This window comes from Snuella lapsa (assembly GCF_039539345.1).
Taxonomy (GTDB): domain Bacteria; phylum Bacteroidota; class Bacteroidia; order Flavobacteriales; family Flavobacteriaceae; genus Snuella; species Snuella lapsa.
Genome location: NZ_BAABCY010000015.1, coordinates 1 through 15919 on the forward strand (window position 1 = coordinate 1; position 15919 = coordinate 15919).

At 32.4% G+C, this 15919-nt stretch carries 11 protein-coding genes; all 11 read right to left on the reverse strand.

Annotation, left to right across the window (positions count from 1 at the left end; genetic code table 11):
* Positions 1-63: 63 nt before the first annotated feature.
* Positions 64-216, reverse strand: coding sequence for a hypothetical protein (locus ABD792_RS02050; RefSeq protein ID WP_345004067.1), 153 nt, complete (start codon positions 214-216; stop codon positions 64-66).
* A gap of 166 nt (positions 217-382) precedes the next feature.
* Positions 383-1510: a hypothetical protein gene (locus tag ABD792_RS02055; protein WP_345004070.1), complete on the reverse strand. Its 1128-nt coding sequence runs from the start codon at positions 1508-1510 to the stop codon at positions 383-385.
* Positions 1511-1527: 17 nt separating this feature from the next.
* Positions 1528-2595: a DUF3800 domain-containing protein gene (locus ABD792_RS02060; protein ID WP_345004072.1), complete on the reverse strand. Its 1068-nt coding sequence runs from the start codon at positions 2593-2595 to the stop codon at positions 1528-1530.
* A gap of 6 nt (positions 2596-2601) precedes the next feature.
* Entirely contained in the window at positions 2602-4596 is a 1995-nt protein-coding gene (gene drmB, locus ABD792_RS02065; RefSeq protein WP_345004074.1) for a DrmB family protein, read from the reverse strand.
* Entirely contained in the window at positions 4597-8298 is a 3702-nt protein-coding gene (locus tag ABD792_RS02070) for a helicase-related protein (protein WP_345004076.1), read from the reverse strand.
* Positions 8279-10687 (reverse strand): DISARM anti-phage system protein DrmE domain-containing protein, encoded by a 2409-nt coding sequence (locus ABD792_RS02075; RefSeq protein WP_345004078.1) that lies wholly within the window; start codon positions 10685-10687, stop codon positions 8279-8281. The genes ABD792_RS02070 and ABD792_RS02075 overlap by 20 nt, the downstream gene beginning before the upstream one ends.
* A complete protein-coding gene (locus tag ABD792_RS02080; protein ID WP_345004080.1) occupies positions 10680-10829 on the reverse strand; it encodes a hypothetical protein in 150 nt (49 codons plus the stop codon). The genes ABD792_RS02075 and ABD792_RS02080 overlap by 8 nt, the downstream gene beginning before the upstream one ends.
* Before the next feature lie 43 nt (positions 10830-10872).
* Complete coding sequence (locus ABD792_RS02085) at positions 10873-11940, reverse strand: hypothetical protein (RefSeq protein ID WP_345004082.1); 1068 nt, start codon at positions 11938-11940, stop codon at positions 10873-10875.
* Between the two features lie 126 nt (positions 11941-12066).
* Entirely contained in the window at positions 12067-12192 is a 126-nt protein-coding gene (locus ABD792_RS02090) for a hypothetical protein (RefSeq protein WP_345004084.1), read from the reverse strand.
* On the reverse strand, positions 12192-12623 hold the full coding sequence (locus tag ABD792_RS02095; protein ID WP_345004087.1) for a hypothetical protein: 432 nt from the start codon (positions 12621-12623) through the stop codon (positions 12192-12194). Before ABD792_RS02095 ends, ABD792_RS02090 begins: the two co-directional genes overlap by 1 nt.
* A gap of 2 nt (positions 12624-12625) precedes the next feature.
* Positions 12626-15754, reverse strand: coding sequence for an Eco57I restriction-modification methylase domain-containing protein (locus ABD792_RS02100; protein WP_345004088.1), 3129 nt, complete (start codon positions 15752-15754; stop codon positions 12626-12628).
* Between the last annotated feature and the right edge of the window lie 165 nt (positions 15755-15919).

Sequence of the window (15919 nt, forward strand, 5' to 3'; positions counted from 1 at the left end):
CACGGTTTAAACCGAAATCAATGGCACAATGACTCCGAAATCGGTGGCACAAATCGAACTGAATTAGCCAAATCTCGGGTACCTTGTTTTTAATTCTTGGTAGATATCCTTTAGGCATTTGTTTTTCCAGAGTTGAAACATTTGTCCGTTTTCTACAGCTACATAGCCCTTGTTGGACAGCACGATTACGATGTGTCCATCTTGATTTGTTTCCATAAATGTTTGCCTGTTTCCAGGGCTTTATTGATTAATTTTTAAAGACTCTCTTTTGAAGTTTATATATAAGAGCCCCCCTACCCAAAAAATTGATGATGGGGAGGGGGTTAAATAGTATATAGTAATAGAGAGATGGAATTACTCAATAATAAATCGTTGGGATAATTTACAAGCTATCTCTATCAATGTTTTTAAAGAGTTCATCATCTTTTTCAATCAAAGGATCATACCAATCAATTTTGTCTTTTAACCAATTAAGCCATTCTTTAAGCTGGTTATTCAATTTATTTTTCTGGGTAGCGTCTTTTTCAATGACATTAATATAGTTCCTTAAGTTCATTGCTTTTTGCCATCTACTGGATTCATTAATTATTGATCTGAACTTATTTAATTCTTCGGTTCTTCTTTGTTTTTGTTCTTCTTCAATCTTTCTTTTTCTTTCGTATTCCCTATTCCAAATTTCGTTCTCTATACGTTCTTTTGTTCTGCGCTTGGCCCAAAGCTCTAAATAGGCTAATATGTTTGCCAATTTATCTTCAAGGGTTTTGGTTTTGGTGTCTTGCCATTCATGTTCTGGAAATTCATCAACTTTTAAAACAAAATTTCCTGTAGGATAATATTTGGCTGTCTTCCATTTGTGGCCAGTATCTTCCATAACCCTTCTGTCTTTTTCTCTAAGTCTTATCTTAAAGTATTCACCGTGAATAACAAATTTTGTTCCGTTGTAGTAGCTGTACTTATGATTTCTTATAACCTCAACTTTATGTCCTCTATTAACTAATAGTTTAATGAATGAATCCCAAAATAATAATGCTCTATTTACTGAGTTATCGGAAACAGATATACTCAAACGACCTTCTTCGGGGTCTTTAATTGAATAAGGCCTCTTAGAGGCTTTTACTTCCTTGTAATATCTCTTAGTGGCTAAAGTGATTTTTTCTGGCTTAGAGAGTTTCTTGGGGACTATTAGGTTTAACTTATTGTCTTTCTTTATTTCTCGTGTTAATAGAGCTAATTCAGACAACTGGGATAGGTCATCTTCACCTGGGATACTTTTAGGCAAAACAATTAGAGTTTCTTCTGTTTTTAAGTCAGGTAATGCAGTAATAACTGGCTTTTTGTTATGTTTTAGTTTCTGCCAATACCCTGTTTTAGGTAACGGAATATTTTTTTTTTTACAAAGTGATTTAAATACAGAATAGGTTACCGCATAATCCTCGAGTATTTTGGATATTGGCTTTGACCAAACTAAATCATATAGTTCCTTTCGTTTAAGTCCTTTATTATTAGACATTAAAAATGATTTCTATTTTATGTGAACGCTTGTGGAAAGTTAATTGCTAAAAAATCAAGTGGGTTTATTCCCTTACCTTCTGTTAAGCCTAATGCTTCTGGTGATACATCGTCTATAGGCCATATACTGTGAGCATTTGACAACTGAAAGAGTTTTGATTCTTTTATTTGATTTGAGAACTTTTGAAATTTACCATCTTCGTTGTTATAGGCAAACGCCAATGCACTCGCTATTAAATCTGCGCATTGAACACCAAATTCATCTGTTGAATCAACCAATTTTACAGAATTGATTTGATGAGGAAATGTCATTGTTCTATTATCGAAGCCTATTTCGATTGTTTTAGCATCGGCTTCCTGCAATTTGAGCGTTTCTTCAATATATTTATTATAATGCTCTAACTGTTTTGACTGGTCAAACCTCACTTCAATCCTCTCCTTTAAAAATTTGGACCATTTATCACTCAACACTAAAAATGTAGAAAATGTAACATCAATCGAAAATTTATCAATTGCAGTCATTACCTCATCTATGTGTTTTTTGCTTTCTATAATAGGCTTAAGAATTAACTTTTCTTCTATTTGATTATATAACTCATTTGCCAGAGTGTAAAAATTATTTATGTCTGCTTGTTCCTTTGTTCTTATCATAACTACAAAGGATTCCAAGAATATTTTAAATAATTGCTTGTTCCAATAAAAATTACCAAAATAGAATAACCAGTTAGTATAAGCAATGTGGCGACCTTGTAAGTATAGGTCATAGCCTTTATGATAAAAAACTGTTTCTACTAACAAATCTACCACATAGCCACAAGTAGCAAAGCCTTTATTAGTATAGGATAAAAAAATATGGTTTTCATTGATCCATTTACTATTGAGAAATGTTAATACTTTCTGACGACCAGCACCACTATTTTTTAAGTTTTTAAAATGTAATTCACCATCTAAATCGAAATCACTTTTTATCTCATTTTGTTGTTCAATATTATAATTTACTGACGCTAAAACAAAAACACGTTGGTCTTGATTTAACATATCTTGACCTGTATTTCCTGCTTCATCAAAGTATATTGTGTTTCCCATATAAAACTATCTTATTAAATTTTTAAAAAACCCATATTCTTCATCAATTAGTAATGAACGGTCCAAGAATGAATTAAACTCTTCGCAAGCGTTTTCAGGTATTAATGTACAACTATAGCAGGCCGCCATATTTAAACCACCTATTCCTTGACCATCTTCGGTATTATAGCATATTGGATCTGAAGCACAATCGGTAGCTCTATGGATAGCAGATTTTAATAACCTCAACGTTCTTTCTTCGGTCGCTTGAGAAACCAAGCCACCATAACTACCTTCTGCCCCTGCGATTGTATATAACAAAACTCCTTGCATTCTTGTGTCATCTACAAATAGCCTTTCATTTAATGATGTCGAAGGGTATCCACAAAGAAACTCTAACTCCTTAATTAACAAGTGGGATAAGGTATGAAGCAATAAAAATCTAATTAAATGCTCCCTACTGTTTTCTGTGTCAAATTTTTGATTTACAGAACGATAAGCATGATTTAATATGTTATTTTGTAAACGGTCTATTTTATTTTTAAATCTACTTTTTAATTCACTTGATTCTATCCATTCTTGAATTTTATCATTAGATAGACTAATAAAAACGCCTTCACCAAAGCTTTCTACTGCTGGCAAGTACTTTGTCATTCTTCGCCATTTTGAAGTATATTTTTTCTCAATCAAGCCTTGCGTAGCATCCATTTCCGTAAAAAAATCATCACTACTCAAAGGTTCCTGTCTTGTATAGCCAATTTGTACCGAAGTCATTTTTATTCTTCTTAAACCAATAAGCTGTTCAAAGCCATAATCAATTAGTGTTTTTAATTTTTCTTTCTGAAAAATCAAATTCTGACTTTCATCTTCAAACTTATCTTCTTTATGATTAACTAAAAAATTATACTCATATAGGCGATATTCCAATTCTGGAATGTATTCGTTTTTGTCTTCCTTATCCAATAACTTTTGTATCACTTCTAAAGAATACTCCTCTAATAGTGCATCAAAAATAAATTCAGCATCTTTACCTTTTTCTTTCCATTTTTCAATTTTTTCTAAATCTTTGGTTCGAATACCTTTATCCGTAGGTAAAAATATACTGGTTACCAAAATTGGGTAATACACACTATTACTGCTTCGAATAACTGGTTTGTAATACACTTTTAATTCCTTATTCTCTGTTTGGCGCTCTAAAATCTCTTCATCTGAAAACCACACTCGCTCTCTTAAACCAAACATACCAGCCAATGTAACTTGACGTCCTCTATGTTCGCAAGTATCATTCATGCATTTAATATTGATACCAGCCATGTCAGAAAACTTCTTGGACTTTATGTAGTGTAAATCTTGATTATCACAACATAGGCTTTCATAATCTAATCGAATCGATCCACTTGATGTATCTTCCTCATTGGCTTCCTTTTCTGCTTTATTCCATCTCTCCCAAGGTATTTCTTTATACCTACCTATAGGTGAAGTCATTATAAACCTTACTTGTTCTAATTCTGGTGCATATTTCTTGCCATTGCTTTTATAACACACTCCACATTTAGGTGGTGCAAAATCTTTTTTAGTTGCTCCTGTTTTCTCATTTTGCCAAATATCCCACCACTCTTTAATTTTCTTCAATCTATTGCATTTGTTACAATAAAACCATTTAGGAAAAAACTCTGCACTTACCGTATTTTCAGGTGTTTCAGGAATATCTGCTCGACTTGATGATGATACATTATCCGGTACATAAACAAAAGCTTCTAATTGCTCGAAACCATCCTTATGTGATAACCTTTGTAATAATCTTTCATCTATTACGTGAAACAGACCATTTATATTAACTACCCATTCACCATCTTTATATTCAGGTTTAAAAAAATGCCATTTATCAAAATCCTCAATCATTAAAGCTCCAAAAGGTGTTTCTATAATTGAGCCAGAACCACCATAAGCGCTCAATACTTTTCGAGTTTGAAGCTTGACATATTTATTATCAGTAGCTGTGTTATTTCTTCTTACTGCCATTTAAAAATTAGATTTTAATTGAATGAATGTATCTGTATCTATTTCCCTCATGGATTGCATCACCGTCCAATCTACATCTCCTTCAGATTTTTGGGAAGGCTTTTTTAATAAAGCTTTGTATTTCAAATCTCCCTCTGTATTTGCCCTTCTATACCAATCATCTACTACATCGTTTAACTTGTTATCAAAATATGCCAACATCTGAACGTCTTCATTAAATCTTCTCATTACAAATTCTTTGAATTCCCTTGCGTTTTCCTTTACGAATTTTGATGCATCTTTATCCTCGTTCATTTTGGTTAGCTTATTTCTTATGTAAGCTACTAAAGCAGTTGTGAGCATTTTATCAATTGTACTTTCTGTAAATGGTGTAATACTTAATGGTTCAACACATTTATAAAATGCTTGATGGAAATTAGCAAAATGTTCAAAGTATGATTTCTCTCTTGCCCTATTTGGGTCTAATAAAGCAATAGCCAATCCTTTATTTTTTCGTCCTACACGACTGGATGCCTGAATGTATTCTGCTATATTTTTTGGCATACCGTTAATAAGCATCACATTTAAACGGCTAATATCAATACCTACAGAAATCATATTTGTAGCTAATACAAAATCGACTACATCGTTAAGGTATTTATGACCTCGTTCACTTGTTATAATGTTTTTAGTATCAAACTCTTTTTCCAATTCTTTTAAAACAGATTTAATTCTGGCACTTTCCACCCTACTTGTTAGCTCTTCTGTTCTATTGGTTATGCCTAAATAATTGAATTTAAAATCGTCGTAAGGGTTAAAAAGTTGTGCTAATCTATATTGTAAAGTTGATGTAAACGTTGTTATTTCATCACCTATTTTGTTATAGATTTTACCAACATCTTTTAAACTATTGTAATAAGACACAATTGTCCAATACGGGTCTGTTCTTGTCTCCGTTTCCTTATCCCTATGCACTTCTAATCTCGCTACGAATAAATGTGCCAGTAATTGTAATTGTGTATCGATAGATGTTTTACCAGTAGGCATAAAACCTATATATCGCCTTTTACTGGTTTTACTTTCTCTTGAAAAGAAACTATCATCGTGATTAATACCTGAAGGCGGAAATACATTCACTGTCCGATTACCATATAATTTTTCAATCTGGAATTGCGTATTACGTGTTGTTGCCGTTGAGGATATAATTTTAGGACCAATACCATTTTTACTACATAATAATTCTATTGTAGATTCGAATAAGCCAGTTATTGAACCTAATGGTCCATTAAGTAAGTGCAGCTCATCCTGAATAATTAAATCAGGTGGGTATCCTTCATCAATACTTGCCTTAAAAAAGTTGTGTGCATCCTCCTGCCATGCTAACATTGCAAACTTATCTACTGTACCGAATAATAATGTAGGTGGATTTTTATATAAGTTTTCATCAACTACCTGAATTGGTAAGCTATTATGAAAATGGCATTTACTGTTTATACAATGAATATTCAAAACACTACTTCTTACCCTAAAGCCATATTTCCAATTTAGCTCACCCTTTGCATTTTTCTCTTGAGACACTAATTTTGTGCCACACCAAGGACAACTACTTATTTGAAATTCATTTTTCTTTGAAGGGTCTCCATCTTTTCCTTTTAAGGCTTCAGCTTCCATACCATACTTGTCATCCAAAAGCTTTTTAGCATCACTAATTTTATTTGGTGTTGAGGCTTGACCTACCCACAAACCAATAGTTATTGGCTCATCTTTTAATTGGTCTGTAAACTCCTTTTGTTCTCTTAAAAATTCTAATGTCGCTATTAATCGTGAAGCTCTTTCAAATTGCTGTGCTGTTAGTAATCGCAAGGTATAACGCATCATAACCGTTGTTCCACCATAATCTTTGCTTTTACTTATTCTACGGTAAGCAATTGTAAACGCTCCTACTGCTAAATAGGCTTCGGTTTTTCCTCCACCAGTAGGGAACCAAATTAAGTCTACTGTACTATTTTCTTGTCTTTTTTCGGGTATGGCAATTTCTTCAATACTTAACAACAAAAATGCTAATTGAAAAGGTCTATACTTTGGAATGAAACCCAATCCTTTTATCGCATCATAATTTTTAAAGAACTCCAAGTGATTTGCATTGATACTTTTATCTACTTCGTGCAGCTCTTTTTCATATTTCCCCAACTTACTATCATTGGCAATAATAAACTGAACAAGCATTGCCGTATTAGCCAGTTTAAACGCTTCATAAATATCCTCATTATCTAATAAATCTATGTTGTTATTTAAGCGGTTGTAATTGGCTTGTTGACGGTCGATAATACGTATAGCTATTTCCTGTTCGTTTTTAGATAATTTACTTTTTTTGTCCAATTGTTTCTCTATCCATTCTTTATAACTAACTACAAATTGTCTTAAATTGGATTTTAATTGCTCTTTGGAAACGCCCCAGATTGAGAGGTTTCGCATATCTAAACAATCATCTAATGAAGAATCTTCAAACTCATTAATAACGTCTTTAATGTCTTGCTTTGGGAGGAATGTTGTTTCAACGGTTTTGTTCTCAATATCCCAACTTACAGAACAATTGTGTCCAATGCCATAACTCTTAATATTTCTGTAGATAAACTCAATTTCTTCTGCTTCAAAATCTCTAATATCATCACCAGCTGTATATGTTGAAAGTGTATTATCCTTATACTCAATAAGCTTATCTGAATGCACTTTTATTTTTCCTTGAAATAACGATTTCAAGTTTAAATTTTCAGACCTATTGGAAAACCTATTAGCAGAATGGTCATCAGATAAGTTTACCAATTGAACCTTTATATATTTCGCCCTACTATCCTCAAATATCTTAATATTATATCCTGCCCTTGTTTGTTTAAAAATTTCATCTTCAAACTGAAAATATTCTGGTATAGGTGTTGATTTTACAACAGGAACTTTCAATTTAAAATTGTATTGTTTCCTTTTCCAAGAGCGACTTAACAACTTATCTAAATACCCTATATAATAGTAGGCTGAAAAATAACCGCCCTCTTCTGTTTGCCTTGTTAAATTTTGTGTCCTCTTAAATTCATCATACTGACCATATTCCCCATTAGCACGTTGAGGCCTTCTTTGTTCTCCTTTTAATTCTCTTTCTAAATACATAAACCCATCCTCACTATATTTTAGAATATTTCTAAAAGGTAAAGGATATGGAATACCTTCCTCAAAAAATGAATCGTAACCTGCTTTTGGTATTTTAATTTTTTGTTCTTCATTTTTAGGTTGGTGATATAAACCAAATGAAAATTCTACATCAATTTCATTAACCGATTTTTCAACTGCTACTGTTACTCCTATGTTGGTAGGAAAAAAACTGTTTGAACTTAAATTGAACTCCTCTTTCGTTGTAACTGTTTTATCGGTGACGTCTTTTTCTTCAATGTCAACTTCTTCAATTTCAGGATTTTCTTCATTTACATCTACATCATCTTCTAATCCTTCACTATTCCCATCTGCATCATCTTGTGCACTTTGAGTAGGACATACTGACTTATTTGGAAACAAAACACCACTAAAATATCGTGGAAGTGGATAATCGGAAATTATTTCTTCTTCATCAGGCAAACCCCAAGTATCTGAACCTGGACCAATCATTCCCCGGTTAATCCGATTTTGAAAAATTTGTCTTGCTTTGTAATCTATTTCATCCGTTGGATTCTTCATCGTCTGTGATTTTTATACTTTGTATCTTTTTAATTGGTGCTGCATTATGAATAAAGGATTGAATTTCATCTTCATTGAATTTAGATAAAATTCGACCTTTATATAGGCCTCTTGATTTTACATAGTCCATAACATCATCACTCAAATCTCTTCCCAAAGAAATCATTACACCTCTGTAAAAACTCCTTACTTTAAGAACTTGATCAAAGTTTTGATTTAACACTTCACTATTTATTAAAGTTTTAATTGCCATTATGTTTTTTGAATCGTTAGGAAACCGCTCCTTATCCCATTCATCCAACCATTTATTTACAGTAATTTGATTAGATATAGTAGCTCCTTTGGTTTTTAAATCCTCTAATAAATCTGAAGTATCATAATATTTATTACTCATTACTTTAGAAGAAAAATAACTACGAAGTTCTGTTTTCCAGAGTTGAGAGAGTTCAATAATTTCAGCAAAACGCCCATTACTATCTTCTCCTGCTGCTATTTCAAACAATTTTTCTTTTGAAAGGTTATTGTAAATTCTAACTGTGTCTCCAACTACTAAATTGTAAGTTTTTGTTTTAATCCAATTTTCTCCTTTTAGCATTAAAACAGTTTTTGAACCATCTATTACAATAGGGGTTGCTTGGTCTTCAAAATACACCTGATAGTTTACCTGACCTTGAGACTCATATTCATAATCATACGATTTTCTATCCTGCCTATCGTATAACTCATCCATTATTTCTTCAAGAGATTTAGGTATTTCAATCTTATTCACAGGAATTTCAAATTTAATTCCAGATAATTTTTTTCTGTCTTTAGATTTGTATTCATTTAGTAGATTGTTCTTCCTATTCGATTTGAATAACTCAATTATCTCTGCTTCTTCAGGATATGCCAAAAAGTTGAAATTATGCTTTGTATTAGCTGCTGTTTCAATAAGTTCTCCTTGATTCATTCCCTTACCAAACAAACTCAATACAAAAACGTTTTTACTTTCTTCAAACTTATGCTGAAAGGTCATAAACTCCTTAAATGAACAGATTGTACCGAATTTGGTTTGAAGCTCTTCTTTCCAATTATCGACGAGTTTTTCTGGCACAATCAATACTTTCACAAAGTTGAGTTGTTCCAAGAATTTGAGTTTCTCATTATTGAAACAATTAAAGATGTTTTGAATTAATCGATTTACATATTCCAAAACCTCATATGGTTCTAAATTTTGGTTATAAAACTCTTCATAGATTGTTTCGTTAGTAACTTTACCAATAAGATGTTTTACATATTCCAACTGCGTAAGGTTTCTACTGTTTTCTTGTTTAGCTAAAACCAAAGCATATAAGAACTTACGCAGACCTTTAATATTTTTAAGCGAAATACCGTGTTGTTTTTCCAATTTAGACAAGTAGTCAATAAAACTCTTTAAGGCTTGCTCAAAAGGTTGGTCTTGTATGTTGGCTACCGTAATTTCCCCATAAGGGTGTTTCATTAAATAAGCAAATTCAGGATAGGTCCAATTCCATTTTAAAAATTGGCCTGCTTTATCTTGTAATTCTTCGCTACCCAAAATGATGCAATTCTTGATAACTCCTTCTCTAACCGCTCTTTTTATATTGGTACCATGTTCTTCTTTATATTTATTTTTGCCAATTACAACCAATGTTTCAATTTCAATACCTTTATCCAGGACATATTCTTCCAATGTTTCAAAATCAGGAACGCAGTAAATCATAGGTTCTATTGGTAAGTCCTTCCAATATTCTTTTCCTTTGGCTGTAATCCACCTCATTGGAATGGATTTTTTTATATCAGCTTTTAGATAATTCTGGTTTTTTATTTCTTTTTCAAATTCTTTTTTAACAAGTACGATTGCAGACTTATACTTGAATTTTGAAGGTACTTCTGATTCTATTGAAAATAGCGTATTGTAAAACTCTTTGTACTCTTTAAGCCCTGTTTTCACTTTTCTACTTGAAAGACCTGTAGTAACTACAGAATATTCTTTAATGTTGCAATGATTAACTAATTTTTTATACTCTTGATTTTTTTTACCACCAAAGACCCAATAACCCACATCTGTTTTGCTAATAATTTTGAATTTTTGTCTATTCTTTTGGATAATGTCGCCTTTTTGAAATGACATTTCACTATCACAATAATTCTTAAAAAACATTGATATAGCTACAGAAAGTACGGTTGGAAATTTTGAGAGTGATGGTAATTCTTTATTAAAGGAACCTATAAATAAATTATCTCCACTATCTAAAGATTCCTCTATTAATGCAAAATTCAACCATTGAAAATCATTAAACTTCAAATGATTAAAGCTGTATTGATCAAAGAACTTCTTCCTTGTTTTATATTTAAACTCCTTTAGATATTGATGGATTTCATTCATTGTCTTTTATAAAAACCAATAATTTATATGAAGACTTACAGGATCGGGAAATGTTCTCTATACCTGCTAACGAAAGATAAATGGTAGGCGTACTACTTGGCCATTTAAAATTGAGTATGTTGGTTTTTAAGTGTTCTTGCATAGATATTGAGGTGTTTTTGTATTTACATATAAAATTAGATTTGTTAAATTTTAGATTCGATTTTTGATTTAATCTCCATAAGCTCGTTTAAGCTCTCGTTATCAGGACAGAAATAATTATTGTATTGCTTTTTAATATCTCCAGCATATTGGGTGCTATACTCCTCTACCTCCCATATTTTTTTTCTTATTGTTGACGCCACTCCTATAATGTCTCTACTTCCCATATCATCATATCCTTCATTGCTTCTAATATCCATTGCCGTTTTGATGAACGGGAATAAAAGGTTGTCAGCTATATACCTAAAGTCAGGCACATCTCCTTTTTCCTTTACTTCCTCCAAATATGCATAATGCGCTGGTGTATATTCATTTACCAAATGTGACCAAGAATGTTTTAAATAATCTTCTTGACCATATTTATCTCTATAATCATCTACTAATCTTGCAATAGCATTTAACATGTTGTGCATATCTACAGCTATGCCTTTCATAGTTTTTACCTTATCGTTGATGTGTGATTCATACTTCCTTTTTAAATCTTTGAAAGCTTCATTATAGAATTCTGCTAATTCATATAGGTTAATAAAGAGCTTTTGCCAGTCTTCTGAAGTATTACCAAAAAAGTGCTGAAATGCCTTGAAATTGGATAGTACATCCATTTCAATAACTCTCTCAAAATTTTTATTAACATTAAAATAAATGGTATTCATTGCTGCCGGATGATCTTGTTCTGCTTTATAGAACACTTCCATTCTATTACCATGAGCAACTATATCTTTATTTAGGGTTGTTAAGTAGTTTATTAATAATAACAAACGGTCTCTTAAATCCTGAACCTTTTCTTCTGCTGCCTCTTGTTTTTCAATAAGAATTTGCTCTCTTTGTTCGTAGACTTGATACAACACAAAGAGGATAGATAAAAACGCCAATACTCCACCTATGAGTGCTCCATAAGCCGAAATGATATGGTCACGGGTGTTGAAATCCATATCAAAAAACTTCCAATTATCTGTTTCATAAATGGCCTGGGCTGTTATAAACACAATAAGTGCAATGGTTGCCCAAAACACCCATTTTATTATTTTTTTATATAACCGTAATGACTTCATACGAGTTATTTTTTTGTTTTGTTATCTTTTGGTTTTAGCGAATTAGACGGTTTAGAAGTAGTTCTTCCTAAATCAATTTTCACTGTTTTGGTTTTGCTTGAATTGTTTTGCTTTGCCATAATTACATTATTTAGAAGGTGATTGTTTTGGTCTTACTGGTGGTTTGGGGGTTGTACGTCCTTTATTACCTCCATGTCGAGGTTCAGATGGTTTTTGACTTGGTTTTGGTCTTGGATTGTGTTGTTTAGCCATTATTGATATGCGTTAACGATTGTATAAATTAATATTGAAATGATTCCTAAACCTAAAAGGATTATGGATGATAAATTCAATTGAGAGATGATTCTATTTCGGTTGTCAATTCTGTTTATTAAATTGTCGTATTCTATTTCATCGTCTATATCTTGAATTGTTTGTTCATTGTATTTACTTGACAAAAAATGTGATAGTAAGTTTATAAATAGTGTAAATGCCAATAACACCCAGCCTAATGCTATTACCCAAATAACAATAGACTCTTCCAAAGGACTTATTTTATCAATAAACGTGATAGTTAACCCAAGTGCGCCTGATGCGATGAAAGTTATATACTTTTCAAAGTCATCATCACTTTTACTTTTTTGCTCTAATACGGATAGACGATATTCTTTCCATTCTTCTATTTCCTTTTTTGACTTGCCCATATTTAACTGTTTTCAACAATTTCTCGTTCTTCTTGTGTTAAGCCATATAAATAATAGATCAATTCATCTATAGCTTTTTCTTTTTGGGTGATTTGGGTTTGTAACTCTTGGGCTTTTTTCTTGTTGTCCTCAAACAATTCCAGCCACTCAAACTCATCTTTTTTGGATAGTGGTGTACCTACAGCTTTTTTAATGATTTTGTTGAGTTCTTTTATAAAGTCTGCAAAGTTTAACTCGTGCCAGTTTTCGAGTTTTCGCGGAATATTGTTTAATGAAAAGCTATGATTAAAGAATGTTTTGAATTTATCAACCGTAGTAATTAGTTTCGACTTTGCTGATAATAAATCATCCACTAAAAGTTTTGCCTTATGTTGAACAACCGATTTGGTTATTTTAATAGGAAGCTTTTTAAATTCTGCAACTCTTATTTTTGGAAACAAAGTATCGAACTCATTATTTGAATAACGAAAATAGAATGACATTAATTTTGAATTTAAAATACTAATTATGTATTCAATAATGAAGTTTGATTGAGTCTCATCGTCTATTCGGGCGATATACAAACTACGGTCAATAATGAATTGCTCTCTAATCAAAGTACTAACCAGTGTCTTTCCTAATATTTCTCTAAAAACAATTCTTGGACCTTTAAAATATTTCTCCTGACGCGGTGCAGCTAACCACTCTCCATAACTTATGTAATGTTCTTCATCCCAATTATAATTATAGGTACTAACGTGTTTTCCTTTTAATTCTGGAACAAATGATTCATCTTTCTTGTAGTTTGAGTGGTAAGCTCTATTTTTAATTACTTCAGCACTTTGACCGGTGTACTTATCATAAGGATTTACACCTCTTGTAACATCCATAATTTCTCCAACAGAAATAGCTTCGCTTCTAACTTTTTGAATAATTGGCAAAATAGATTCGCTTATTTCAACATCAAATATGTATCCCTCATTATTTAAGAATCTATCCTGCTTTATTTCGTGTTTCAAAAATGTTTGTTTTTCAGCAATCTCAACAATATCTATCTTCCCAATAGTATTAATGTTCTTTTGAGCAACAAACACCAAGGTATCCACAGAAGCATCAGGAAATACATTATCTAAATTTGGAATTATAACTGTAAAATGAAGATTATTTAGCACATACTTTCTACAATCAGACATTTTAAGATTTTTCAACCAAGAATTTGGAACTATATAGCTTATGGCTCCATTATTAGTCAAAATTTCAGTTCCTTTTTCCATGAACGATACATATAGGTCAATTTGATATTGGGCAGTTTGAAAATGTTTGTTAATATATTTTTTTGTACCGTCGTCAAGAGACCTTGCAACATAGGGTGGATTCCCAATCACTACATCAAAGCCACCGTTTGCAAATATTTGGGGAAACTGTTCCTGCCAATTAAAGGCTTTATCGCCCGCTACGGTTTTGCTGTCAATTAATGAGTTGCCACATTTAATATTACTGCTTAAATCGCTTAACTTACGGCGTGGTTGTGCGGTACGCAACCACAGCGATAGTTTGGCAATCTCCACCGATTCTTCGTTGAGGTCCACCCCATAAATATTGTTTTCTAAAATGGTGTTTTCTATATCGCTTAATATTAAGCCACCACCCAATACTTTAGCTTTTAGCTCATCAATGTAACGGTGTTCTTTAATGAGAAAATCCAAGGCTTGGTTTAAAAATGCTCCAGAGCCACAAGCAGGGTCGCAAATAGTTATTTGCAGTAACCACTCTCTGTAGTTATCTAAAACCTCTAATAGTTGCTTTTTGGTGTTTTGGTGTGTGCCTTTCTTTACCTCAAAATAGGCTTCTTCCTTAAAGCCTAATGTTTCTTTTTTCTCTTGGCACAATTTGCCTACCGTATTTTCTACTATGTATTTTGTAATGTATTTGGGCGTGTAGAATACGCCATCTTTTTTACGTTTACTTTTTTGCTTATCGAACTCACCCCCTTCAATTTCGGCATTTACACTTTCAATCTCGTTAAGTGAGTTTTCAAAGATGTGCCCTAAAATATTGACATCCACCTGACTGCTAAAATCGTATTTAGCGAGTTTATAGGTATGTTTGTACAACAACTCATCATCTATTTCCAAATTATCGAGAATAGTATCTGGTTTAAACAAACCACCATTGTAGGCATATATTTCGGCTCTTGAGGTTGTGCCTTTTCTGCCTTGGTCGAGAAAGTGAAAATATTGTTTAAACAAGCCGTATAATGGGCGTTCATCACCAAAATCGATATCGGCTTTCCATTTGTCCAGAATTTGGATGGTTGAGTTTGGTGGTAGCAAGTTTCTATCTTCAGCAAAGAAAATGAACAGAAAACGGTCTATGAGCTTCTGTGATTTTTTGAACAGGGATAGTTTGACGTTTTTTTCGAGTGCTTTTAGTTCGTTACTATCGTCCTCATTATGAGATTGCGGCGCTTCGCTCGCAATGACATTTTGTTTTAAACGTTTGGCATTTCGTTTTACGAGGTCTCTAAAGAGTTCGCGCTTGAATACGGAATAGTCGTTATAAAACTGTTTGGTAATCTTGTCTTCCTCTACCAAAGAGGCTTCTTTAATGGTTAGCGGTACATGGTTAAGAATGTTGTCTTTTTGTAAGCATAAATACATTAAAGCAAATTCTTCTGGTGCTAACTGAAATAGGTTAAATTCCAAAAACTCGGTAGCATCATTAATGTAAAATCGTAACTTCTCAAAATTGGATGTGATTACATAGACACAGCCTTTTTGGTTGGCTTTATAGTCGAACGCTTGTTTACGAATGCTTTCTAAATCTTTGGTATTTGTCCCTTTGAGCTCAATAACACCAATGGCTTTTGCTTCCTTTAAAATGGCACCATCTGCCTTACCGGCTCCTTTTTGGTTTTTAAACTCGGTTGTAATATTAAAATCAGGTTTTGGATTTAGGGTGTAATCCAAGACGTTTACAAACAACTCGTCCAGAAACTTTGCCTGATATTGTTCTTCTTTAGAGTTTTTGATATTCTCCTGAATGGTAGCATTATGAAAATACTTGGTGTATTTTTTATAGGCACGTTCTACAATGGTTACATCTTGTTGGGCCAAATATGTTTTTAATACTGATGTTTGAAATAATGGCATATGTTGCTAAAAACCTCATCAGGTTTAATTTTTAAAATAATTCTATAATGAGCTATTAATAATTAGTTTGAGAGAGAGTTTAAAGTTAATAAAGTTATTGCAAACACCACCACCATAGTTGTTTTTTCTTACTATTGTAATTCTAATTTTTACCAATTCTTATTT